This window comes from Bacillus sp. JJ664 (assembly GCF_036962205.1).
Lineage (GTDB): Bacteria > Bacillota > Bacilli > Bacillales > Bacillaceae_G > Gottfriedia.
The window spans coordinates 21,905-47,581 of record NZ_JBALMS010000045.1; the positions used below are offsets into that span (position 1 = coordinate 21,905).

Consider the following 25,677-nt stretch of genomic DNA (forward strand, 5'->3'; position numbering starts at 1 on the left):
TTTATTCACTCGTTTGATTTGTATTCTCCTTAGATAAAAACCATCCACCTAGAGCGATTAGAAGCATTACTGACCAAAAAATTGTATTCCATATTGGTCCTTCGACGAAATCATGAGAAAGTATGTGTACTGCAGGGTGCGCTAGTGTATGCATGACTAATTTAACTCCGACCCAACCAACCAACAACATTGCGGCTGTTTCAAGTTTAGGACGTTTCGTTAAAATCTTAACGAAGAAACCGGCAGCAAATCGAATAACAATTAAGCCTGCAATTGCCCCGATGATAATCACGATAAATTTCGCACCATCCATACCACCAATTTCGCCCATTTTTGTATCAGGCAAATCAATAACAAGTGCCACTGCAGCTAAAATAGAATCGATGGCGAATGCGATATCAGCTAATGATATTTGAGCAATGGTCATTCGATAGCTTTTTCCTTTTTGGTCTTTTCCATCATCATGTTTTTTGAGTAAATGTTTTAAAGCAATAAAGATTAAATATGCAGCGCCGATTGCTTGAACCTGCCAAACATGAAAAAGAAACGAAATAATAAAGATAGCACCGATTCTAAATATAAACGCTAAAAGCAACCCAATATTAATGGCCTTTTTTTGTTGCTCCTCTGGTAGATGCTTAGCCATTACTGCTAAAACTAATGCATTATCTGCAGATAATAATCCTTCTAACAGAATCAAAATCAGTAAAACCCACCCATACTCTAATAATAAAGAAAGTTCCATAAACTCCTCCTAACCAATCGAGCTTTTTATTTAAATGTACAACAAATTATTTTAAACTCCTTCCCCATATAATCCCTTAATAAATCTTTACTTATCCAATTTTAGATTTTTGAAGGTAAATAATATATATTTATTGAAATTTGGGGCTTTGAAATCAAGATTTCCACTCGGGGGTGTTAGTTTGAATGAGAGAATGTGTGGAGTGCGTCTCATTATAAAAAACTCCCACTATAAATACTATTCAATTTGAATTAATTATTATTCTATAATTGAATTTGAATACCTTTTTCAAAGGGACTTTTCTTTAAGATTGTTGATTTTGGATAGTAAATGACTTAGACAAAAGTTGATTACAAAGGAAGGTACGAGACTCCTGTAGGCAAGTAAGGTAGGCATACTAAAACCACAACGTCCTGTCGTAACGTTTGCACGATCCACATCCTGTGGACCCAAGGCTGAGACCCCACAAGGCAAGTAAGGGAGCATCCTGGAGAACTAGAACATTCTTATATAGAAACAATATATACGAAAAAAGCCATTTCAAAGAAATGAAATAAACTCTTGATCATTTACTTTATATTGAACAAAGCTTTATAGTGATACTATATTAGTCGGAATGATAGGAGATTTTATGGAAAATAAAGAGTATTTATTAGAACAACTAAAAGAAATTGAAAAGTGGGAAAAAGATCAAAAGAATTTATTTTTTTGGGAGAAAATAGGCAGAATTCCTTTTATGATTTTAGATAAGATCACACCAAAATTTATTCACGATAAAATAGGTAGTATTTTAGATGAGCTTTCAAAATATGTAAATGCTGGTGGGCAGTATTTAGTCAGCGTTCCGTCTACACTTGCTAAAATGAGTAAAGAAATTTCCGTCGAAGAGTTAACGGAATTAGACCATGTTGATCAGTTATCCATTGAACAAATGGACAAAGCTGCAAGTGCATTTGTTTTAAGCCGGAAACAATTTGCAAAGGTACAAGGAGCAACAACTGGTTTTGGTGGAATCTTTACACTTGCGATCGATGTCCCTATTTTATTAGGGCTTACTTTAAAAACACTTCAAGAAATTGCAATTTCATATGGATATGATCCGAATGATCAGGAAGAGAGAATTTTCATCATTAAATGTCTTCAATTTACATCCTCTGATATTGTTGGAAAGAAAGCAATATTAGAAGAATTAACATATGTTGAGGGGAAAAAAGCTTTTTCTCAAATTGAAGGATGGAGAGAAGTGTTTTTTACTTATCGAGATAATATGGGATGGAAGAAGCTTTTTCAAATGGTTCCGATAGCGGGATTAGTATTCGGAGCATATGTAAATAAGCAGGCGATTGAAGATGTTGGTGAAGTAGGAAGAATGTTATATAAAAAGAGAAAAGTAATGGAGAGAATGAAAAGTTTATAAGACAAAAAAAGGATGAATCCGAAAAGAGGATTCATCTTTTTTGATTACAGATTTTAATCAAACGTTTGTTTAGTTTTTGAATTTAGTAGGAAATTGCTTGATAATTCCTTCAGAAAGTACATCAGACAATTTGTAAATGTGATTTAAGCCATGGTCGAAGGCTCTTACATTTCCTTCCCAATCCATTTTCAGTCTTGTAATTAATTCTTCAGTAACCATTTTTAAATGAGTATGCAACAGATCTTTTAATTCTTTATTGTTCCAATGCGGATTTGCTTTGCTTAAAAAATTAGCAATATCGTCTGCATTTTTAAACCATTCAGCATTTAAGCTATTTAATGTATTCATATCATTTTTCTTTCCAGCTTCAACTATTTTACCAGCTATTAGAATATGGTCAGTAAATAGCTTTGCGAGTTGGTCGCCAGCAGCAACACCGTAGTAAGGTTTAATTGCATTGCCTATATCTTTTTGGTTTTGTAATAATCTTGCTAATACTTTCTCTTGATCTGGTAATCCGGCAACAGCACTAGTGATGTATTTACTAGTCCAAACAGTATGATCCGTCCAAAGTTTATGCATATTTTCTTTAAGCTGAACTGCTGACTTACTCATACATTTTGATTGAACGCGAGAATCAGTTTCTGCGTAGGATTTTAAAGGTGCTAGTATTAAACTAAAACATAGAAACATTACTGCCATTTTAAGGAACTGTTTTTTCAAGTTGTTATCTCCTATTCAATAAATTTTTAAAAGCTCAAATATTATTTTGGATTTTTTTAGTAATTTCATTCATAATTAAAATTATATAAATTTTCTAAATAATCAAAAGTAAATATTGGGAGTAACATGCATGAAAAATAAGCCGAAAAGAATTCATATCATTGGCTCGGTTGGAAGTGGAAAGACAACTTTAGCGAAAAATATATCAAATATTTTATCTATTCCTTATTACGAATTGGACAATATAGTTTGGAAAAGAACAAGTAATGGAGATATCAGAAATAGTATGGACGATCGTGACGCTATTTTTCAGAATATCATTGGACAAAATTACTGGATTGTTGAAGGGGTTCATTATGAATGGGTTAAAAAGAGCTTCGAACTAGCGGATATGATTTTGCTTTTAGATGTTTCAAAAAAGAAAAGGAAATATAGAATTCTTAAAAGATTTATCTTACAAAGATTAAATATAGAGAAAGCGAACTATAAGCCGACATTGAAGATGTTGAGGAAAATGTATACGTGGAATCGTAATTTTGAACTGCTGTATAAACCTGATATATTAAATATGCTTAAGCAGTACAACCATAAGGTGTACCTTCTTAAGGACAATCAAGATATAGATAAATTATTTCATTAGTAAATAAATGAAGAGCGAAAACCGAAAAAGCAAAAAGACATATCTTTTTACTTTTTTGTTATTTATTAAATCGATCAAAGTTAACTTTGCTCCATCATTTGGTCATAACGTAGTAGTACTTAAATAATTATATTTTAAATAATTACTTGCGGAAGTAGCGACTGGCATTGCCATTCAAATTCACTTTTTTTACGAACAAAGCTTCCGTGATTGGCGCATTTTAGTAGATTTATTTAATAGTTTATTAATCTTGCTGAAGAACTCCTTTTTAAAGTGAATTTATCAAATAAAAAAAGCAAAAAGAGTTATCTTTTTGCTTTCTGTCGGTAAACAAAGTAAGCGATTCATACTGATTGAAAACGATTAACCGTAAAGATTTATATTGTGATATCTAGTCTCTAAAAACCGTGGTTTGCGATATCTTCTATACTTTGTGTACTTGTTCCAGTAAGCTCTGCTTCAAACAAGTCTATAATTTGTAAAAATCTTTCAGCTTCCCTAAACACATGGTCTGCTAAAAGTGGATGAATAATACTCTTAATTTTACATGCTTCAATTAAATCACGAGCTGATTTCTTAAAGTCTCTAAGAGACTTTACTGAAACTCGATTTTCATCAAGTAATTTATCGATTAGTGGAACAGTCTCAGATTGCGGTTGCATCGCTTCTAAATCAACTGCTTGAAATAGTAATTGATCAAAATCATGACTAAAATCTCGTGCTTGTTCGACTAGTTTTCTTTCTGAAGGATCTAAAAGATGTCCAATAAACTTTGCATGATCTGCCATAATTCTAAGGAAGAATACATTCTCCCTAATAATAGCTGCAGGCTGAGGTTTTAGTTTCCCTTCATTTAATTCTTTTAAACGATTTGCGAAGTATGCAGCTTCTCTACTTGTGTGGTCAACAAGCAGCGGAAAATTATTACCTGATATTTTACAGGTTATAATTAGCCCCAGTATTTTTCGCTTAAAGGCCCATATCATGGAAGCAGAATTATGAACTTCTATATTAAATTGTTGTATTTGTCGAGGATCTGATTGAATGGTGAAATTTTGGGCTTTCGTTTCAATTGCTTCAAATAATTTATAAAATTGATCTGCTTCATTTATGAGTTCGGTATCATCGCAATTAAATCCAAGCTTGAGAAATAATGAATGCTCTTTCATAATTCTTGACCAAAATAGAATTTCATCTAATGAACGTGAAACAAAAAGGTTGGACATGAAATCACCCCTACATATTATTTACCGCTTCCATTTATAGTTATTTTCATTTGGACTTGAACATTACAAATCATAATAATAAAAGAATATAATCATACTAAATTCATAAAACATTTTACTTGATTTGTTATCAGTTTAATATTAAACTGATAACAAGATCGATCTTAGAGGTGGTTGCTATGCAAGATAATCATGAATTTTCTTCAAATAAATCTAAAAATTTAGCTATATTATTATGGTTCCGATTAGCGCGTTTCTATCTTAAAAATGTTAGAGAGTCTAATCAACACCTAAAGAAGTGGGACTTAACGACTGCACAATTTGATGTAATCGTACATGTTGGCAGAAATAAGAGAATTACACAGCAAGAATTAGCAGATAAATTAGTCGTAACAAAGGGAAATGTAACTCATTTGTTGAAAAAGATGGAAGAGATGAACTGGATAAAGAGGGAGGTTGAATGGAAGAATAAATATCTTTCTTTAACTGAACTTGGTGAAAAAATGTATGAAGAAATAGTTCCGACGCAAGAGAAATTTCAACAAAACCAATTCAGTAAACTTACTGAAGATGAACAAAAACAATTGCTTAATTTATTAAGAAAACTAAATAAATAATCACAATGTAGAAAGGGAGAAGAAGAATGGTAAAAATGAAAGGTATACACCATATAACTGCTATTGTTGGCGATCCACAGGAAAATATGGATTTCTATGCTGGTATTTTAGGATTACGTTTTGTAAAGAAAACGATTAACTTTGATGATCCGGGAACATACCATTTTTACTTTGGAAACGAAAATGCAGATCCAGGAACGATTATGACATTTTTCCCTTGGGCAAACGCTTATAAAGGTAAAGTAGGAAGCGGCCAAGTAGGGATTACAACATTTTTAATTCCAACAAATTCATTAGGTTTTTGGGAAAATCGTTTAAAATCTTTCCATATTGAAACGAAAAAAGTAACAAGATTTGGTGAAACATTTCTACAGTTCGAAGATGTCCACGGCTTACATTTAGAACTAGTTGAAAGAGAAGCAGGTGCAACAAATACATGGGAATTTAATGGTGTAACAAAAAATGTAGCAATAAAAGGTTTTGGAGGAGCGGTTTTATATTCTGGCGCACCACATAAAACTGCCGAGTTACTAGAAGATGTAATGGAATTAGAGAGCTTAGGCCAAGAAGGAAATTACTTGCGCTTTAAAGCAAGTGGCGAAATTGGTAATATCATCGATATCGAGCTTGCACCAGTTGGAAGAGGTGTGATGGGTGTTGGTACAGTACATCATATCGCTTGGCGTGCAGGTAATGATGAAGAACATGTAAATTGGCAGCATAAGATTCATGACCATCAATACGGCGTAACTGAAATAAAAGATAGAAATTATTTTCATGCAATTTATTTCCGTGAGCATGGCGGACTATTATTTGAAATTGCAACTGATCCTCCAGGCTTTATGATTGATGAACCAAAAGATAGCTTAGGAGAAAAGCTAATGCTTCCTAAATGGCAGGAAGTAAACCGCGAAGGTATCGAAAATCACTTGCAACCAATCGTTATCAGAGAATTGAAAGGAGAAAATTAAATGAAACACATATTCATTAAAGGGACGAATCCAAGTAAGCCAACTTTTCTATTACTTCATGGTACAGGAGGAAATGAACATGACCTGCTTCCAATTGCTAGTATGATTGATGATGAAGCTTCAGTTCTATCAGTAAGAGGTAATGTAAGTGAAAATGGTATGCCAAGATTTTTTAAGCGACTAGCTGAAGGAGTATTTGATGAAGAGGATTTAGTATTCCGTACAAAAGAGTTAAAAGAATTTATCGATCAGGCTTCAACTGAATATGATTTTAATCCGAATCATGTCATTGCGATTGGTTACTCTAATGGAGCTAACATTGCTGGTAGCTTACTATTCCATTATGAGGATGTATTGAAAGGTGCTATGTTATTACATCCAATGGTACCGATTAGAAATTTAGATTTACCACAAATGAAGAATCTTTCAGTCTTTATTGGTGCAGGAAAAAATGATCCAATTTGTCTTCCTCAAGAAACTGAAGAGTTAGCTTCTTTATTACAAGGTGCAGGTGCAAAAGTAGAAACGCATTGGGAAAATAATGGTCATAGCTTAACAAGAACAGAAATCGAAAAAGCAACAGAATGGTACGAAAAAAACTTTTAAGAGGTGAATTCATGAAATCTTTTTCTCCAACAGATTTGAGTGAACGTGATAATTATAAGTTTTTAATTGGTGGAATTATTCCGAGACCGATTGCTTTTGTTACAACCGAATCAAGTGAAGGAATCATAAATGGAGCACCATTCAGTTACTTCAACATCATAACGGCAAATCCACCTATGATATCTATTTCAGTACAACGACAAGCGGGTAAACAAAAGGATACTGCAAGAAATGCCATAGAGAAAAACGAATTCGTAGTTCACATTGTTGATGAACTAAATGTTGAAGCAATCAACAAAACAGCTGCAGCATTACCTCCCAACGAAAGTGAAATTCAATTAGCGGGCTTAACGCCAGTCGATAGTGTAAAAATATCAGTACCAGGTGTAAAAGAAGCGAAAATTCGTTTAGAATGCAAACTAGAACAAGCAATTCCTTTAGGCACGAATAATGAAGCCTGCGATTTATTAATTGGCAAAATTGTACACTATCATATCGATGAAGCCATTTATGAAAATGGACGAATTGATTCCAATGGCTTAATGGCAGTCAGCCGTTTAGCTGGAGACCATTATGCTAAGATCGGTGAAATTTTTACAATTGAACGACCAAAATAATCTTATAATAAAAATGATACCTTATCTAACATTAGATAGGGTTTTATTTTTTGTTTCAAAAAAACTCCTTGTTCGTGGATTTTTCGCTGGTCAGTTGAGGCATCAGGAGCCTAATCTCAAGTTAAAAAGAACAATGTTAACGAATCTCAAAAAAAAATTAAAAAGAAAAATGAACGATTTGTAGAAGATAAACGTATAACCTATGTAATCAAATTAAATATGAATCATCTATTGCTTGGTGGAAGGAGGAAGGAATGGATTCTTTCGAAGAATTAGAAGTCGTCAAACTCGCCCAAGAAGGTAATCATGAAGCATTTGCAGAGTTATTTCAAACATACTATTCCTTTTTATATAAATATGTATTAAAAATGACACTCGATCCACAAACTGCTGAAGACCTCGTGCAGGATACGATGCTAAAGGGTTTCGATCATATTCAAAAATACAACGCTCAGTCTAAGTTCTCTACATGGTTAATTACAATTGCAACGAGACTATATTTAGATCAGCAAAGAAGAAAAAAGCGCGAGTGGTTTTGGCAAAAAACTGAAATAGAGAATTTGTCCCGTTCTTTAAATTGGCAGCTTTCCTATAAAGGGTTTGAATGGGGTGATGTCATGGAAGGATTTAATAAATTAAAATCTGAAGTTCGTACTGCAATTTTATTAAAGCATTACTACGGATATACAAATGAAGAAATCGCCAAAATGATGAACATACGTGAAGGTACGGTTAAATCAAGAATTCATAATGGCATGAAGGAATTAAGAAAGGAGCTAATGCAGGATGAGTAAAGAAACAGATGAACTGTTATCAGCAATGAAGCAAATCGACGAATTAACTGAAGTTGAGATCCCATCATTAAATAACATCACTCAAAAAATTACTTTGCACCAGCATCGAAAAAGGTCGTCTTATGTGAAGGAGTTAATTTTGTTTATTTGTGTAGCTTGTAGTCTTTTTGTCGGAGCAATCCTTCTTTCACTTCAAACACCGATGAATCTAATTGTCATACAACTGTTGGGGTTTATAGCAATACCATTAATTTTTATAAGAGATAAAAAGAAAATCGAAAGCGAGTGGTAGATCAATGGAATGGACAGTTGAAAATATAATTACATTGGTTTTAGTTTTTATCATTTTAATATCTCAAAGTATCCTATTGTTTACGAATGCTAAAAAGAGAAATCGTTCTTCTTGGCTCTGGGGACTAGTGGGAATGATTCAGTTTCCTTTCCCTAGTATTTTCTTCTACTTTTTAGTCGTCAGAAAGGATCGGAAGGTAAATAGATTATAAATAGTGAAATAGAAAGAGAGGGACTACACATGGAGAGTAGACCAAGGTTAGATATACAAAGAACGCCTTTGCAAAATTGGATTAATATTATTTCAGTTTTTATAATTGGGGGAACGGCAATATATTTACTAGTTAATTATGCGAAATTACCAGATCAAATCCCGATGCATTTTAACTATTTGGGAGATGTAGATTATAGGGGGCCGAAAGAAAGTATCTTCATACTTTTGGGAGTTAGTATATTAATATATATACTAAATAAAAGAACTCAGCGCATACCACATAAGTTTAATTATATTGTAGAAATTACTGAAGAAAATGCAGAGAAACAATATCAAATGGCTGTCAGAATGATGTCTATAATGAACTTAGAAATCATGATTATAATTGCGTATATAAGCCGGGTAATTGTTGAAAATATACAATTGAATTCATATGTCATGATCTTATTTTTAGTCATATTGTTCAGTACGTTCATCATGTATTTAGTGAATTCAAGGAAATATAGATAACTTAGAATTGATGGAATACCAACCTTTTAGAAGCATCTCTAAATAAGGTTGGTATTTTTTTTGAAATTTGTGTTTGACAAGTTTGGTGTATTAACTGTATAGTACACGTATAAGGTGTATGAACCAAGTAGTACACACACTTAAAATCGGTATGATGAATTAGGAGGTGGGCTGATGGAGTTTATTGTGAACAATAGAGAGCCAGTATATTTACAGGTAGTTAGGCATTTTAAACAACAAATTGCTAAAAGACTATTAGAAGCTGGACAAGAAATACCATCAAGAAGAGAACTCGCTGTTCAATTTAATATAAATCCAAATACTGTACAAAAAGCGTACAAGGAAATGGAGGAACAAGGATTGATAACAACGGAAAAAAATTACCCAAGTAAAATAACGACTGATGTTGAAATATTAAAGGGAATACGAAATGAGCTAATTATGGAAGCAGTTAATGAGTTTGTTGATTCAATTAAGGTCATCAATGTCCCAGTTGAGGAATTACTAGAAATGGTTAAGAAAAATTATGAATTGAAGCAGACTAACCATGAAGAAGGAGAGTCTAAATGATAAAAGTAAGTAATGTTTCTAAAAAATTCGGACGAAAACATGTTCTAAGAAATATCAATTTTACAGCTAATAAAGGCGAAATAACATGTTTAATTGGAATAAATGGAGTAGGAAAGTCTACAACGATGAAAGCAATTATGGGCTTAACGCCAATTGATCAAGGTGAAATCTTAATAGATGAGAAGAAGATTCATCATTCAATGTATGAAAATATTACATTTATCCCTGATACTTTAACGATGCTTCCAAGTTTTACAGTTGGCGAAGCAATCCAATTCATGCAGGATTTTTATGTCAACTGGAATCAAGAACGTGCAAAAGAATTACTTGGATTTTTCCGATTAAACTTAGATGAAAAATTAGGTGAGTTGTCAAAAGGGAATGCAGCAAAAGCAAATTTATTATTTGGTCTTGGATTAGACGTAGATTATGTTCTAATGGATGAGCCATTCTCTGGTATTGATATGTTTAGTAGAGAGCAAATCGCCAAAGTATTCACGAGTCATTTAATAGAAGATCGTGGTGTTATTATTACAACTCACGAAATTAATGATATTGAACACTTATTAGACAAAGTCATCTTATTGGATAATGGAGAAATCTTAAAAGAATTTTATACAGAAGAATTACGATCGGAAGAAGGAAAGTCAGTGATTGACGTAATGAGAGAGGTGTATCAATCATGAATCGATTTATCAAACTAGTAAATTTCGAAATTAACCGTTTTATCAAATTATATATTGGATTATTAATTTTAACTGCAATTTCACAGTTTGTGAGTATTTTCATCGCAAAATCAGATTACTTAAATCAAGCAGAACATGCTAAATATGCTAGTTCAAGTAAAGCGTTAGAAGAATTTATTTCGTCATATGGCACAATTAGTTTTCATCATGTGACAAATAATATTTTCTTCGTAGCACCTATAGCGATTTGTGTGGCGTTAATGCTCCTTTATATTTTTATGATTTGGTATAGAGATTATTTTGGTAAAAACACATTTATATATCGACTATTTATGGTCCCGACGTCGAGAATGACAATCTATTTTGCAAAAGCAAGCACAATTCTAATCATGGTATTAAGCTTAATCGCTTACCAATTTATTTTACTTCCAATTGAAATAACTGTATTTGAAAATAATGTTCCTAGTGAATTGCTAAGCAAGATTAGTACTGTAGATTTAATCTTAAATAATATGTTATTTACAACAGTTTTACCAAGTAACTTTATACAGTTTTTATTATCGTATGGTGTTGGTTTAGTATCAATATTTGCGATTTTCACCGTGATTCTATTAGAGCGTAGCTTTAGATGGAAAGGAATTGTGTTGGGAATTTTATATGCAGCATTTATTGTGTTTGTCCTTATATCACCAATTCTAATTAATGAGCTAGTTTTAATGCCTAATAATGGCTTTTCACTTTATCCAAACGAAGTATTTTATATTGAGTTAGGTTTAATCGGTTTGATCACTGCTATTTCAATTATGTTAAGTAAGTACTTGCTACAGAATAAAGTTTCGGTGTAAGGGGGAGTAAAAATGAAACGATATCGAAATCTCGCTGTTATTGCAGCCGTTACAACAATCAGTCTTGGTGTGTTTTATACAAAGGTTGCCACATCAGAAAGTAATCGTCCTGTTTTCTATATTAGTACAGAGCAAGGGGAAACAAGTGCTGCTAATCATTTAGAGGTTCAGGGAAATCTATATGAAAATAATATAAATAGAAGTGTAAACATTACGACAAAAGGTACTGAGTACAAAAATGATCACTCAATATTTGATGAAATTAATCGCAAATCATTTAGTTTAGAAAAACTAAATACTTTACAAAATGACGAGAGAAATTTTATGCGTGGGAAAAATAATGAGACTAACTTTTATTTAGATAAAGATTATGCTTGGTATGCAGATGTAAGAGGAAAGAATTTAAATTTTGAAGCGAGAAATAATGATTACAAATTGTATATAGACGGTTTAGATCTACAAAGTAAAGATCGCATTAAGTTTAAAGTAGATATTCCTAATGAAGAAGAGTATTCATATATAGGAATTGAAGATGTTCAGTTAGTCGGCAAAGAATTAGTTGTTACTACATTTCAAAACAAGAATTATGGAGAAAATGAACGTTATATTTATCGAATTAGTATAAATAAAAAACAAATGACTGATAGTAAACAGATTACTATAGACAAAGAAGAATCTACTATTCATACAGAATATACTAACCCATCTGAAATAGATTCTACAAAATTAAAAAAGTATTATGTTTTTAAACAAGTAAAAATGAAAGATACGCATGAAGAAAACGGAGAAGTATTAAGCGAAGAACTTCATAGTGCTATGCACATAATGAATTTAGAAACAGGTAAGGAAGACAAAATAAATTTAACAAAAGAACAATTGGAAATGAGCAAGCAAAGTGATTTATTTCAGAGTGATAATATGCTTTACTTTATCATCCAAAATGATCAAAACGTAACAATTATAAAATATAGCTTAGAACGCAAAAAAATTGAAGGTGAGCCAACTGTTATTTCGAAAGAAAATGGCGTCTCTTTTTCTGGTAATAAAATAATTGATGGCAAGTTGTATACGATTGCGAATAGAGAAAATGGTGAGGATCGTTCAATCTATATTTTTGATTTAGCAACTGGAAAAACAATCTATGAAGGTGCAATTAAAGTTAAAAATACACAAGAAAATAAAGAACAGCTTCTAAAAAAGTTAGAGTTATATGAATTTAATCTGCGCTAGTAGACTAACCTAGTTCCGTAATGGACTAGGTTAGTTTTTTTATTTGCTTTCATATCGAAAGTAGCTTATAAATAAACTGAATGAAGGAATGTACGTTCTAGTTTAAAAGGTTTCTAGTTTACATTTTGAGGACAATCATGAATAGTAATAGAAAATATAAAGTACATTTGTTCTGTTTTTGATTGATTTTTGAAAAAATGTGGTAAAATAGAAGGATAGGTTTGTTTTGGAAATGGAGGCGGGGACGATGGAGCAGCAAAATTTTGAAGTAGTTTCAAATTATACACCTCAAGGCGATCAGCCAAATGCAATTAAAGAGCTTGTAGAAGGTGTTAGAAATGGTAAAAAGCATCAAGTGTTACTTGGGGCAACAGGAACGGGAAAAACATTTACGATTTCAAATGTTATTAAAGAAATTGGAAAACCAACATTAGTGTTTGCTCATAATAAAACACTTGCGGGTCAATTATATAGTGAGTTAAAGGATTTTTTTCCGAATAATGCTGTTGAATATTTTGTTAGTTACTATGATTACTTTCAACCGGAAGCGTATGTACCTCAAACGGATACTTACATTGAAAAAGATTCAAGTATAAATGATGAAATTGATAAACTACGTCACTCAGCCACATCTTCATTATTTGAACGGAATGATGTCATTATCGTAGCAAGTGTTTCTTGTATTTACGGTTTAGGTTCCCCAGAGGAATATCGTGAGTTAGTTTGTTCTCTTCGTACTGGCATGGAAATAAGTAGAGATGAGTTATTGCATAAATTAGTAGATATTCAATATGCAAGAAATGATATTGATTTCTCACGTGGTACATTTCGAGTTCGTGGTGACGTAGTGGAAATATTCCCTGCTTCAAGAGATGAACATTGTATTCGCGTGGAGTTTTTTGGTGACGAAATTGAGAGAATTAGAGAAGTGGATGCACTGACTGGTGAAATTTTGGGTGATCGTGATCATGTAGCAATTTTCCCTGCATCTCACTTCGTAACGCGTGAAGAAAAAATGAAGGTTGCGATTAAAAATATTGAAGCTGAATTAGAAGAACGCTTAAAAGTAATGAGGGAGAACGGAAAATTACTTGAAGCGCAAAGATTAGAGCAAAGAACAAGATACGATTTAGAAATGATGAATGAAATGGGCTTCTGTTCAGGAATCGAAAACTATTCACGTCATTTAACATTAAGACCACCAGGTTCAACACCGTATACTTTATTAGATTACTTCCCAGAAGATTTCTTAATGGTAATAGATGAGTCACATGTAACTGTGCCTCAAATCAGAGGGATGTTTAATGGAGACCAGGCGCGTAAGCAAGTATTAGTTGACCATGGATTCCGTCTTCCATCTGCACTTGATAATCGTCCTTTACGATTCCAAGAGTTTGAAGATAAGGTTCAACAAACAATTTATGTTACGGCAACGCCTGGACCATATGAACTTGATTTATGCCCTGAAAAAGTAGAACAAATTATCCGTCCTACTGGTCTATTAGATCCGACAATTGATGTTCGACCAATCGAAGGTCAAATTGACGATTTAATCGAAGAAATAAACCAACGAATCGCAAAAAATGAAAGAGTTCTTATTACAACTCTTACGAAAAAAATGAGTGAAGATTTAACTGATTACCTGAAAGAAATCGGGATCAAAGTAAATTATTTGCATTCTGAGATCAAAACATTGGAGCGAATTGAGATTATTCGTGACCTTCGATTAGGTAAATATGATGTATTAATCGGAATTAACTTATTACGAGAAGGTATCGATATTCCTGAGGTTTCTTTAGTTGTGATTTTAGATGCAGATAAAGAAGGCTTCCTTCGTTCTGAACGTTCATTGATTCAGACAATTGGTCGTGCTGCAAGGAACTCAAATGGTCATGTTATTATGTATGCAGATAAGATGACAAATTCGATGAATATCGCGATTGAAGAAACGAAACGTCGACGTGAAATACAGGAAGAATATAATAAAAAACATGGTGTTACACCGAAAACAATCATTAAACAAGTACGTGATGTCATTCGAGCAACTTCTGTCGCAGAGGATGAAGAAGTTTATGAAAATGGTATTCAAGCTAAGTATTCGAAAATGAACAAAAAAGAACGTCATCTATTCATTCAATCTATAGAAATGGAAATGAAGGATGCTGCAAAGGCGCTTGATTTCGAAAGAGCAACTGAGCTACGTGACTTAATACTAGAGTTAAAGGCTGAGAGGTGAGGAACTTGAAGAGTATGAATGAAATTATTATTAAAGGGGCTCGGGCACACAATCTTAAAAACATTGATGTGACGATTCCGCGTAATCAACTTGTTGTCGTAACTGGTTTATCGGGATCGGGAAAATCCTCACTAGCTTTTGACACAATATACGCAGAAGGACAACGAAGATATGTAGAGTCATTATCTGCATATGCTCGTCAATTTTTAGGCCAAATGGATAAACCGGATGTAGACTCGATTGAGGGTCTATCTCCGGCCATTTCGATTGATCAAAAGACGACAAGTAGAAATCCCCGTTCAACAGTTGGTACTGTAACGGAGATTTATGATTATTTACGTCTACTATATGCTCGAATTGGTACACCAATCTGCCCAACTCATGGAATTGAAATTACATCTCAAACAGTAGAACAAATGGTTGACCGTGTGATGGAATATCCTGAGCGTACAAAAATACAAGTACTTTCTCCAGTTATTTCTGGACGTAAAGGTACTCATGTAAAAGTATTTGAAGAAATTAAAAAAGAAGGCTTTGTTCGAGTACGTGTAGATGGGGAACTTTATGACGTATCGGATGAAATAGAATTAGAAAAAAATAAAAAGCATTCAATTGAAGTTGTAATTGACCGAATCGTAATTAAAGATGGAGTAGCTTCTCGACTTGCTGATTCTCTTGAAACTGCATTAAAGCTAGGAGAAGGACGAGTTATTATTGATGTAATCGGAGAAGAAGAGCTTCTATTCAGTGAACATCATGCTTGTCCCCATTGTGGTTTTTCAATTGGAGAGCTTGAGCCAAGAATGTTCTCGTTCAACAGCCCATTTGGAGCATGTCATTCATGTGATGGATTAGGTACAAAATTGGAAGTTGATTTAAGTTTGGTCATTCCAAATGAAGAACTTACATTAAAAGAAAATGCAATTGCACCGTGGGAATCAATCAGTTCTATGTATTATCCACAACTTCTTGAAAGTGTATGTAATCATTATGGAATCAATATGGATATACCGTACAAAGATATACCGAAACAGCTAAGAGACAAAATACTTTATGGCAGTGACGGAGAACAAATCTACTTCAAATATGATAACGAACAAGGTCATGTTCGTGAAGCAATGATCGAATTTGAAGGTGTTGTTTCAAATGTAGAAAGACGTTACAAAGAAACAACATCGGATTATATTCGTGAGCAAATGGAAAAATACATGGGTGTGCAGAGCTGCCCAACTTGTAAAGGACATCGATTAAGAAAAGAAGCACTTGCTGTATTTATTGGTGAATTACATGTAGGTGAAGTAACAAAGATGTCTGTTAAAGAAGCATACGACTTCTTTGATACGCTTAACTTAACTCCAAAACAAGAACAAATTGCTAACTTAATCCTTAGAGAAATTAAGGAGAGATTAGGATTTCTTGTAAATGTAGGTTTAGACTACTTAACATTAAATCGAGCAGCTGGTACATTATCTGGTGGCGAAGCGCAACGTATTCGTTTGGCAACGCAAATCGGTTCAAGACTAACAGGTGTTCTTTATATCTTAGATGAGCCGTCAATTGGATTACATCAAAGAGATAATGATCGCTTAATTTCTACGCTATTAAATATGCGAGATATAGGAAATACACTAATTGTCGTAGAACATGATGAAGATACAATGTTAGCTGCTGATTATTTAATTGATGTTGGACCTGGCGCTGGTGTTCATGGAGGACAAATCATTTCTCAAGGTACACCAAAAGAAGTAATGGAAGATCAAAACTCACTAACAGGTAAGTATTTATCAGGTGAGAAGTTTATTCCCGTACCTCTTGAACGAAGAAAAGGTGACGGTCGTGAGATCAAAATCATCGGGGCAAAGGAAAATAATTTAAAAAATGTTTCAACTTCATTCCCTTTAGGCACATTTGTCGCTGTAACTGGAGTATCTGGCTCTGGAAAGAGTACTTTAATTAATGAAATATTATATAAATCTTTAGCTCAAAAATTAAATGGTTCAAAGGTTCGTCCGGGAGAACATAAAGAAATTAAAGGGATTGAGCAATTAGAAAAAGTAATTGATATTGATCAGTCTCCAATTGGTCGTACTCCTCGTTCGAACCCAGCGACTTATACTGGTGTATTTGATGATATTCGTGACGTTTACGCGACTACGAACGAATCAAAAGTTAGAGGATATAAAAAAGGTCGATTTAGCTTCAACGTAAAAGGTGGAAGATGTGAAGCTTGTCGCGGAGATGGAATCATTAAAATTGAGATGCATTTCCTACCTGATGTCTATGTACCTTGTGAAGTATGTCATGGGAAACGATACAACCGAGAAACGTTAGAAGTAAAATATAAAGATAAATCTGTATCAGAAGTATTAAATATGACAGTTGAAGATGCAGTTGTATTTTTCGAGAATATCCCAAAAATCAAACGAAAACTTCAGACTTTGAATGATGTAGGCTTAGGATATATTACACTTGGACAACCGGCGACAACATTATCAGGAGGGGAAGCACAACGTGTAAAACTTGCTTCTGAACTTCATAAGCGTACCAATGGTCGAACATTATATATTTTGGATGAACCAACAACAGGATTACATGTAGATGATATTTCACGACTACTAGTCGTACTACAAAGATTAGTAGAAAATGGAGATACGGTTCTTGTTATTGAACATAACTTAGATGTCATTAAAGCTGCCGATCATCTGATTGACTTAGGGCCAGAAGGTGGAGACAAAGGTGGAACGATTGTTGCAACTGGAACACCAGAGGAACTTTGCAAAGTAGAAGCTTCTCATACAGGGAAGTATTTAAAAGCAGTTCTTGATCGAGACAAAAGCCGAATGGAACAAAAAATGGCATTAATGGAATCATAAAAATGAGTTGAAATACAAAGAGGGGAAATTACATTCTCCTCTTTGTTTTTGTATGTGTAAGTGAGTTGTTTTCTGATAAAAAGAGCCCAAAAAGGATTTGATATGCTAGTTTTCGTTTTTTGGACATTCTTTTTGTTTGTTTTGGCATAGAATAAATTATAAAGTATTTATTATAATAATTTTTATATAAATAGAGGCTGGATAGTTAGAGAGGAGATTACTGTGAGAAAATTATATCGATCTTCTAAAGACTCAATGCTTGCAGGAGTATGCGGTGGTTTGGGTCAATATTTTAATTTTGATAGTACATTAATACGATTACTGTTTGTATTATTATTTTTTATCGGATTTGGTGCTATATTTTTAGTTTACTTAGTTTGGATTTTTATTGTTCCAAAAGAAGGCGAAGTGTAAATTTTATGAGATGGTTATTTTCATTAGCAATTAATAGTTTAGTTTTCATTGTAGTAGCTGGTTTTCTTCAACCAGATTTTTATGTAGCAAATATTCCAACAGCTGTAGTTGCTGCACTAGTTTTATCTATATTAAATACAATTATCAGACCAATATTAATTTTTATCACATTACCCGTGACGATTTTTACACTTGGATTATTCCTGTTTATAATCAATGCGATTACTTTAGAAATGACAGATTATATCCTTGGTGATGCAATCAGGGTAAATGGGTTTGGTACGGCTATTTTAGCTTCAATTTTAATTAGTACATTTAGTATGTTAATACAATATTTTGTATTCGATCCAAAAAACAAAAAAACAAGTGAACGTAAATAAAAGCTCCCTTTTGGGAGCTTTTTAATTTGAAGAAAGAATGTAGTTTTCCACTTAAAGATGCTCACTCTTTATTGGAACCTTGGATGGGATCCACTTTAGTTTAACAATCTGACAATATAGAGTTTTTTTATCTCGAAATAAATGGAAAAGATTATTTTCCATGTTTTCCTTTATGATGATTGTCATCATCATCATCATCTTGCTTCTTTTTTTTCTCAACGACAACTGTAATGTTCGTCGAGAAATTCTGATAGCTAACTTTTATACTTGTAGCACCTTTTGCTTTTGCGACAAATTTGCCATCTGAGAAGTTAACAATTTTTGCATTTCCAATTTTATATTTTGAATCTTTAGTGATATCTTTTTTAGTTCCATCAGTATAAACTGCAAAAATTTTAATTGACTGCTTATCACCCTGTTGTAATTTCAATTTTGAAGGATTAGCTATAATACTCTTAAGTTTCGTCGGTGATTGTACAGAAACTTTACCTTCTGATTTTGCACTAAACTCCTCATATGAAACAGTAATGATTACATTGCTTTTTCCTTCCTTCACGGCTGTTACAATTCCATCTTTAACAGTAGCAACAGAAGTATTAGAGCTTTGCCAATTCAAGTTATCTTTTAAAACTTCCTTTGTACCATCTGAATAATATCCATAAACCTTTAATGGAATAGTTTTACCTACTGCTAGCTTAAACTCTTTTGGATCAATTTTGATACTTTCTAATTCAACTTTGTCTTCAACGTTTATCGTTAATAGAACATTAAAATCTTTATAAGAGAATTGTAATTCTGTTGTACCAAAATCTTCTCCAGCTGTAATAAGACCATTTTCGAAAATTACAAGCTCATCTATATTTTCTACTTTTAATTCGGGACTTTTTGTCACGTCCTCTTTTTCGCCAAGATCATTTATATAAGTAAGGATAATTTCTTTTGATTCACCAGGTGCGATTGCTACTTCACTTTCAGATAATGTTAATCGATCTTCAACGAGATTTGTTTCTTCAGCATGAGCTACTCCGTTAGTAAAAAATGGTAGAAAAAAAGTAAGTGCAAGTAGGAAAGAACATACTCCATTAGTCCATTTCTTAAACATAAATCCACCTCTATCATATTATTTTGTTAACAATATTAATATCGGCATAAAACTAAGGTTGTATATATGAATACAAGTAAATAAGCCATAGTGATTACTTTTCAATTATTAAATTAATAAACATTAACAGATCCTTTCATTTACAAATAGAAATTTATTACATCGATTTTTCTTGATAAAAATATGGTTAGCCATTTCTCGACATTTTCCCACCAACTTTAAAAATGGTACAATATGAAAAGATAAATTTATAAATTGAAATGAAAAACCAAATTTATAATCTAGGAGGCTCATGAATGGGTAAGTTACGTACGAAGGATATAGTTGAGCATTTTAAATTAGATGTAATAAGTGGTAGCGAAGGATTAAAAAGGTCCATTAATACGACTGATTTATCTCGACCTGGAATTGAAGTTGCAGGGTTTTTTACATACTACCCTTCTGATCGTGTGCAGTTATTGGGGATGACTGAGCTAACGTTTTATGAAAGTCTAACAGATGAGCAAAAAGAAGACCGATTAAAAAAACTTTGTGCAGAAGATACACCTTGTATTATCGTATCACGTGGGCTTGAAATTCCGACTGAATTAATTGAAGCAGGTGAAGAAACAGGGGTTCCAATCTTACGTTCTGGTAGTAAAACGACTAAATTATATAGCAGACTGACAAGTTATTTAGAAGCTAAATTAGCACCAACAACAGCTTTGCATGGTGTATTAGTTGATATTTATGGTGTTGGTGTATTGATTACTGGTAAAAGTGGTGTTGGTAAAAGTGAAACAGCACTAGAATTGGTAAAACGAGGCCATCGATTAGTTGCTGATGATTCAGTAGAAATCCGTCAAACTGATGAAGATACTTTAATCGGTTCTTCGCCGGAATTAATTGAGCACTTATTAGAAATTCGTGGATTAGGTATCATCAATGTGATGACACTGTTTGGAGCAGGTTCAGTCCGTACTTATAAACGAATAACGTTAAATATCGATTTAGAAATATGGGATTCACAAAAAGTATATGATCGAGTAGGTTTAGATGACGAAAAGTTAAAAATATTAGATACCGATATTTCCAAAATTACATTACCTGTTCGTCCAGGTCGAAACTTAGCTGTTATTATTGAAGTTGCAGCAATGAATTTCAGATTGAAAAATATGGGAGTTAATGCAGCTCAACAATTTGCAGATCGCTTGGAAAAGGTAATAAAGGGCGGTAATAATACAAATTTAGATGATCTAAACGATCTAATATAAAAATGAAGTGGGGAAAAAATAGATGGAAGCAAATATACAGCCATTAGATAAGGTGTTTTTTGAGCTAGGACCTCTTTCTATCAAATGGTATGGGGTATTAATAGGTATAGGTGTCTTATTAGGTTTGTGGTTAGCCATTCGTGAAGGGAAACGCCGTGGTGTTCATGAAGAAACTTTTATGGATATCGTATTAATTGCAGTTCCATCTGCAATTTTAGGGGCAAGAATTTACTATGTATTATTTGAATTCGATTATTATTCTAAGCATTTAATTGAAATTCCACAAATTTGGAATGGTGGCTTGGCTATTCACGGCGGCTTAATTGGTGCTTTTATTGCTAGTTATATTTTTTCAAAGAAAAAAGGTATATCATTTTGGAAATTAGCTGATATTGCAGCTCCTAGCATTCTTGTTGGACAAATGCTTGGACGCTGGGGAAATTTTATGAATCAAGAGGCTCATGGGGGAGAAGTTACTCGTTCATTTTTAGAGGGTCTACATTTACCAACTTGGATTATTAACCAAATGTATATTGATGGTGCTTACTACCACCCGACATTCTTATATGAATCAATGTGGAGCTTGCTAGGAATTATCTTATTATTGTCTTTACGAAAGGTAAATCTTAGACGTGGTGAAATGTTCTTAACTTATTTAATTTGGTATTCAGTTGGTCGATACTTTATTGAGGGTCTTCGTACAGATAGCTTAATGTTAACAGATACAATTAGGATGGCTCAGTTTATTTCTGTATTAATTATTGTGTTTGCGATTATTGTTCTTGTTTATCGTAGGGTTAAAGGATTATCTAATGATCGTTATTTAGATGCATAATCAATTGAAATAGCGGGTGAGGGGGGATTCGTTTTGGAAACATTGAAAAATGGGTTAAAAGTAGGTTTGTTGACATCTTGGAAGATGGGGAAAATCATCTTTCCAATTTCATTCATTTTAACGATCGTGAAAGAGACGAGTCTCATGGACTGGTTTGTGAACCTACTCGAACCTTTAATGAGTTTTATCGGTTTAAAAGGTGATGCAGCAATTGTTTTAGTTTTAGGTAATGTATTAAATTTATATGCCGCGATCGGCGCAATGCTTCCAATGGACTTAACGATGAAGGAAGCCTTAATTTTGGCAGTTATGCTAAGTTTCTCTCATAATTTATTCATAGAAACGAGTGTAGCAACAGCGGTAGGGATTCGTGCTTCCTTTGTAGTGTTTGTGAGAGTTGGTTTCGCAATCATATCTGCATTATGTTTGCATTTCTTTTGGCCAGGTGGAACGGAAATTGTTCATAAGGGTATAGCAGTTGCAGAGGCAGCAAACGTTGGCGGTTTGGAGTTAATAAAAACGGCCATTATTGCATCTGCCCTTGGCATTTATAAGTTAGTTATTATCGTTATTCCTTTGATGGTAGTGATCCAATTTGCAAAAGATTTAGGCTGGATGAACTACATTACAAAATTCTTATCACCTTTTACAAAATTACTAGGTGTAGAATCAAAGGCTGGTGTTACATTAGCAGCAGGTTTATTTTTCGGATTAGCTTTTGGTGCTGGTGTTATGATTCAAGCAGTAAAAGAAGATGGCGTTTCAAAGAAGGATTTATATTTAGTATTCTTGTTTTTAGTGGCATGTCATGCGGTAATTGAAGATACACTAATCTTTATCCCCTTAGGTATTCCGGTATGGTATTTATTTGTCATAAGATTTTTTGTAGCTTTAATTGTTACATGCTTTGTAGCGAGAATAATAGGTAAGGTTAGTAAGAAATCCGAAACTAGCTTAAACGCGGAAATGAAATAGTAGCAGTTAGAGAGGGAATTCTAATGAAAATTACAACATTATTATTTGACTTAGATGGTACATTGATCAACACAAACGAACTAATTATTGCGTCCTTCATGCATACATTAGAGAAGTTTTATCCTGGTAAATATAAACGTGAGCATGTTATTCCATTTATGGGTCCAACATTAACGGAATCTTTTTCAACAGTTGATGCAAATCGTGTAGAAGAGCTAATTACAGAATATCGTCGCTTTAATGTTGAGATGCACGATGAGTTTGTTGAGGAATATGAGACTGTTTATGAAACGATTGAAACTTTGCACGAACAAGGTTATAAGATTGGTATTGTAACGACAAAGGCAAGAAATGTAGTAGAAATGGGTTTAAGCTATAGTCGTTTAAAACAATTTTTTGATGTTGTCATTACAATCGACGATGTTCAAAATGCGAAACCACATCCAGAGCCAATACAATTAGCGTTGAAAAAGTTAAATGCTACGCCTGAGGAAACAATTATGGTAGGCGATAACTACCATGATATTGAAGGTGGCAAAAATGCTGGAACGAAAACAGCAGGTGTTGAATGGTCACTTAAAGGGAAAGAATTTTTAGAATCGTATCATCCAGACTATATGTTAGAAAAAATGAGCGATATCTTAACAATTATAGGAAATGAAGAAAAGTGAGAAATACGAAAAGATACAATATTGAGGGGAAAAACTCACTTTGGCAGCTATACAAGACAGTATCATTTTGGAAAACTTTTCGAAACGTAATCGTCATTGAAGTTGCAAGATATATTCCGTTTTTTAGCGTGAAAAACTGGATGTATAGACGACTAATTGGTATGAAAATTGGAAATTACACTGCTTTTGCTTTTAAAGTTACTCCAGACTTAATGTTTCCAGAGCTAATCTCAGTAGGGAATAATTCAATCATTGGTTATAATACTACGATTTTAGCACATGAATATTTAATAAACGAATATCGTTTAGGAGAAGTAATAATAGGGGATAATGTGTTAGTTGGCGCAAATACTACGATATTACCTGGTGTAGTAATTGGTGATGGAGCGAAAATTTCTGCAGCAACTTTAGTCAATAAAGATGTACCAGCAGGAGCGTTTGTTGGCGGGAATCCAATGACAATCATTTCGTTACCTGATGCCAAAATTAGTATAAGGTAATATTTGTAAAATAAAAAAGTGGTTCCATTATTCATTGTTTTATGTAAAATAATAAATTGGACTACTTTTGAATTTTTTAAAGGTGGAAATTGTTCGTCGTATACAAATTCTTAAAATTTGGACGACGACTATTTCCTCTTTTTGTATGATATACTGTGATAAGCTGGAAAAACTGGAGGATCGAATGTCTGAAAATTTGGGGAATCAAACAAATCAATTTCATAATGTCGTTTCGTTCTCGTTACCAAAAGATTATTTCTACGAAAAAGGTATGAAAGCTTATAATAGTAACGATACTGAACAAGCGATTTATTATTTAAAAAAAGCTGCTGAAAACGAAGAAAATCAAACTGTACTAGTTGATATTTCTCGAAAGCTTTTATCAATGCATCAATACCAAACGTCTATTACAATTTTAGAATATATATTAGATAAGTTCCCTGCAAATGAAGATGTGTATTATTTATTAGCATTTGCTTTTTTTGAATTGGGATTATTTCAAAAAGCCAATCTTTATGCTCAAAAGTACTTAGAAATAGGTACTGATGAAGACCAGTTAGATGAACTGGAAGATTACTTAGATATTATCCATAGTGAAGAAGATGATGATCTAAGTATTAATGATGATTTACTTGTCCTTCAAGAAAGAGTAACAAGTTATTTAGCTAATCATGATTGGAAATCTGCCAAAACAACTTTACTCAATATAGTGGATAAATACCAAGAATTTTGGCCTGCTTACAATAACTTGGCTTTAGTTGAACTACATTTAGGAAATCATGATGAATCCGAAAGAGTACTTCATTATGTATTAGAACAAAATCCTGGAAACCTTTCAGCTCTTATTCATTTAACAATGTTAAAAAGAATTTTAAATGAACAAGAGGCTGCTCAAGAATACTTGATGAGTTTGTCTAATATTGTTCCGATTTCTGAGGAACATCGACATAAACTTGGCGTACTGTTTTATCAATTCCAACAATTCGAGCAAGCTTTTAAGCTATTTCACTTACTTTATATGGATAGACCGAATCGTGAAGTCCAATTTTATTATATGTATAGTGATGCAGCATATAGATCCGGTCGGGTTCAACTTGCAGAGCGTATCTGGAATTTAGAAATGTCAGAAGCTTTTGAGGACCATGAAGAATTGGCTCCTTGGGTCGACAAGAAACACTCAACGAACGAAATAGAAAAACTAATGTCAGAAACAGAGTACCAAGCAAAATACTCTAATTCGAATAGTGAGCGTTGGGGTTTAATCTATTTTATGAAGGAATATTATTACGATCAAAAATTCAGTTCAATCCTTCAAGATTTAGAACCGTTAGATCATATGGGTATCGATGAACAAATAGAGCAAGTAATGTTAAATAATATGTGCTATATGGAACCACACCCATCATTGAAAATTGTCATAGATGGTGCGAAGAAAATTCAAACTTACTGGGAAGATGACTATGTACTTCTACGAAATCAACTTCAGTTATGGTTTTTCTCAATTTGTGAATTAACATTGAAGTATAAAGAATTACCAGTAAATGAAAATGCTTTATTAGCAGCTACACATTATCTTGTAGAAAATGAAGAAAAACGTGTATCACAAAAGAAAATTGCAGCAAACTATAATATCTCTACTTATTTGTTAAATAAAGGCATTAGCGCCATTCGAAGCTTGTTTTAATACCAAATGGTGTTAGGCAAGCTTTCTTTAATTTTACATGAGCATATGATTT

At 33.1% G+C, this 25,677-nt stretch carries 27 protein-coding genes; 23 read left to right on the top strand and 4 right to left on the bottom strand.

Annotated elements, in window-relative coordinates:
• Position 1: 1 nt before the first annotated feature.
• A complete protein-coding gene (locus tag V7056_RS07740) occupies positions 2 to 745 on the bottom strand; it encodes a TerC family protein (RefSeq protein WP_499700786.1) in 744 nt (247 codons plus the stop codon).
• 631 nt (positions 746 to 1,376) lie between these two features.
• On the opposite strand from V7056_RS07740, the gene V7056_RS07745 reads away from it, so the two are divergent.
• Entirely contained in the window at positions 1,377 to 2,162 is a 786-nt protein-coding gene (locus V7056_RS07745) for an EcsC family protein (protein ID WP_499700788.1), read from the top strand.
• Between the two features lie 69 nt (positions 2,163 to 2,231).
• On the opposite strand, the gene V7056_RS07750 is transcribed toward V7056_RS07745, so the two are convergent.
• A complete protein-coding gene (locus V7056_RS07750) occupies positions 2,232 to 2,885 on the bottom strand; it encodes a glycosyltransferase (RefSeq protein ID WP_499700790.1) in 654 nt (217 codons plus the stop codon).
• 130 nt (positions 2,886 to 3,015) lie between these two features.
• Here V7056_RS07750 and V7056_RS07755 point away from each other — a divergent pair, with 130 nt between their 5' ends.
• Entirely contained in the window at positions 3,016 to 3,525 is a 510-nt protein-coding gene (locus V7056_RS07755; RefSeq protein ID WP_499700792.1) for a P-loop NTPase family protein, read from the top strand.
• Positions 3,526 to 3,923: 398 nt separating this feature from the next.
• On the opposite strand, the gene V7056_RS07760 is transcribed toward V7056_RS07755, so the two are convergent.
• A complete protein-coding gene (locus V7056_RS07760; protein WP_499700794.1) occupies positions 3,924 to 4,751 on the bottom strand; it encodes a DUF2935 domain-containing protein in 828 nt (275 codons plus the stop codon).
• A gap of 179 nt (positions 4,752 to 4,930) precedes the next feature.
• Between V7056_RS07760 and V7056_RS07765 the strand changes: the two genes are divergently transcribed.
• From V7056_RS07765 to V7056_RS07835, 15 genes are all read left to right on the top strand, one after another.
• A complete protein-coding gene (locus V7056_RS07765) occupies positions 4,931 to 5,368 on the top strand; it encodes a MarR family winged helix-turn-helix transcriptional regulator (RefSeq protein ID WP_499700796.1) in 438 nt (145 codons plus the stop codon).
• A 26-nt stretch (positions 5,369 to 5,394) separates the two neighbouring features.
• Entirely contained in the window at positions 5,395 to 6,339 is a 945-nt protein-coding gene (locus V7056_RS07770) for a ring-cleaving dioxygenase (RefSeq protein WP_499700797.1), read from the top strand.
• On the top strand, positions 6,340 to 6,945 hold the full coding sequence (locus tag V7056_RS07775; protein WP_499700799.1) for an alpha/beta hydrolase: 606 nt from the start codon (positions 6,340 to 6,342) through the stop codon (positions 6,943 to 6,945). It begins immediately after the preceding gene.
• Positions 6,946 to 6,956: 11 nt separating this feature from the next.
• Entirely contained in the window at positions 6,957 to 7,562 is a 606-nt protein-coding gene (locus tag V7056_RS07780) for a flavin reductase family protein (RefSeq protein ID WP_499700801.1), read from the top strand.
• 254 nt (positions 7,563 to 7,816) lie between these two features.
• Complete coding sequence (gene sigY / locus V7056_RS07785; protein WP_499700803.1) at positions 7,817 to 8,356, top strand: RNA polymerase sigma factor SigY; 540 nt, start codon at positions 7,817 to 7,819, stop codon at positions 8,354 to 8,356.
• Complete coding sequence (locus V7056_RS07790) at positions 8,349 to 8,648, top strand: YxlC family protein (protein ID WP_499700805.1); 300 nt, start codon at positions 8,349 to 8,351, stop codon at positions 8,646 to 8,648. Before sigY ends, V7056_RS07790 begins: the two co-directional genes overlap by 8 nt.
• Before the next feature lie 240 nt (positions 8,649 to 8,888).
• Positions 8,889 to 9,371, top strand: a complete 483-nt coding sequence (locus V7056_RS07795; RefSeq protein ID WP_499700807.1) for a DUF1648 domain-containing protein — start codon at positions 8,889 to 8,891, stop codon at positions 9,369 to 9,371.
• 174 nt (positions 9,372 to 9,545) lie between these two features.
• Positions 9,546 to 9,941, top strand: a complete 396-nt coding sequence (locus tag V7056_RS07800; RefSeq protein WP_088000837.1) for a GntR family transcriptional regulator — start codon at positions 9,546 to 9,548, stop codon at positions 9,939 to 9,941.
• Complete coding sequence (locus tag V7056_RS07805; protein ID WP_192603330.1) at positions 9,938 to 10,627, top strand: ABC transporter ATP-binding protein; 690 nt, start codon at positions 9,938 to 9,940, stop codon at positions 10,625 to 10,627. The genes V7056_RS07800 and V7056_RS07805 overlap by 4 nt, the downstream gene beginning before the upstream one ends.
• Positions 10,624 to 11,472, top strand: coding sequence for a hypothetical protein (locus V7056_RS07810; protein WP_499700809.1), 849 nt, complete (start codon positions 10,624 to 10,626; stop codon positions 11,470 to 11,472). Before V7056_RS07805 ends, V7056_RS07810 begins: the two co-directional genes overlap by 4 nt.
• A gap of 12 nt (positions 11,473 to 11,484) precedes the next feature.
• Entirely contained in the window at positions 11,485 to 12,702 is a 1,218-nt protein-coding gene (locus V7056_RS07815; RefSeq protein WP_499700810.1) for a hypothetical protein, read from the top strand.
• Between the two features lie 247 nt (positions 12,703 to 12,949).
• Complete coding sequence (gene uvrB, locus V7056_RS07820) at positions 12,950 to 14,938, top strand: excinuclease ABC subunit UvrB (protein WP_499700812.1); 1,989 nt, start codon at positions 12,950 to 12,952, stop codon at positions 14,936 to 14,938.
• 14 nt (positions 14,939 to 14,952) lie between these two features.
• The gene (gene uvrA, locus V7056_RS07825; RefSeq protein WP_499700907.1) at positions 14,953 to 17,811 is read left to right on the top strand and encodes an excinuclease ABC subunit UvrA; all 2,859 of its coding nucleotides are present in this window, start codon (positions 14,953 to 14,955) and stop codon (positions 17,809 to 17,811) included.
• A gap of 222 nt (positions 17,812 to 18,033) precedes the next feature.
• Positions 18,034 to 18,225: a PspC domain-containing protein gene (locus tag V7056_RS07830; protein ID WP_088000825.1), complete on the top strand. Its 192-nt coding sequence runs from the start codon at positions 18,034 to 18,036 to the stop codon at positions 18,223 to 18,225.
• A 5-nt stretch (positions 18,226 to 18,230) separates the two neighbouring features.
• On the top strand, positions 18,231 to 18,605 hold the full coding sequence (locus V7056_RS07835) for a phage holin family protein (RefSeq protein WP_499700814.1): 375 nt from the start codon (positions 18,231 to 18,233) through the stop codon (positions 18,603 to 18,605).
• Positions 18,606 to 18,756: 151 nt separating this feature from the next.
• On the opposite strand, the gene V7056_RS07840 is transcribed toward V7056_RS07835, so the two are convergent.
• Positions 18,757 to 19,707: an Ig-like domain-containing protein gene (locus V7056_RS07840; RefSeq protein ID WP_499700816.1), complete on the bottom strand. Its 951-nt coding sequence runs from the start codon at positions 19,705 to 19,707 to the stop codon at positions 18,757 to 18,759.
• Positions 19,708 to 20,003: 296 nt separating this feature from the next.
• Here V7056_RS07840 and hprK point away from each other — a divergent pair, with 296 nt between their 5' ends.
• The 6 genes from hprK to V7056_RS07870 all read left to right on the top strand — a co-directional run bounded on the left by hprK (position 20,004) and on the right by V7056_RS07870 (position 25,625).
• Positions 20,004 to 20,960 (top strand): HPr(Ser) kinase/phosphatase, encoded by a 957-nt coding sequence (gene hprK / locus V7056_RS07845; RefSeq protein ID WP_499700818.1) that lies wholly within the window; start codon positions 20,004 to 20,006, stop codon positions 20,958 to 20,960.
• A gap of 22 nt (positions 20,961 to 20,982) precedes the next feature.
• Positions 20,983 to 21,795 carry a prolipoprotein diacylglyceryl transferase gene (lgt, locus tag V7056_RS07850; RefSeq protein ID WP_499700820.1) on the top strand — a complete coding sequence of 271 codons (813 nt, stop codon included), beginning with the start codon at positions 20,983 to 20,985 and terminating at the stop codon, positions 21,793 to 21,795.
• Positions 21,796 to 21,828: 33 nt separating this feature from the next.
• Positions 21,829 to 22,770, top strand: a complete 942-nt coding sequence (locus V7056_RS07855) for a nucleoside recognition domain-containing protein (protein WP_499700822.1) — start codon at positions 21,829 to 21,831, stop codon at positions 22,768 to 22,770.
• 23 nt (positions 22,771 to 22,793) lie between these two features.
• A complete protein-coding gene (ppaX, locus tag V7056_RS07860; RefSeq protein WP_499700824.1) occupies positions 22,794 to 23,441 on the top strand; it encodes a pyrophosphatase PpaX in 648 nt (215 codons plus the stop codon).
• Positions 23,438 to 23,941, top strand: a complete 504-nt coding sequence (locus V7056_RS07865; RefSeq protein ID WP_499700826.1) for an acyltransferase — start codon at positions 23,438 to 23,440, stop codon at positions 23,939 to 23,941. Before ppaX ends, V7056_RS07865 begins: the two co-directional genes overlap by 4 nt.
• 184 nt (positions 23,942 to 24,125) lie before the next feature.
• Entirely contained in the window at positions 24,126 to 25,625 is a 1,500-nt protein-coding gene (locus V7056_RS07870; protein ID WP_499700828.1) for a tetratricopeptide repeat protein, read from the top strand.
• Positions 25,626 to 25,677 lie beyond the last annotated feature (52 nt).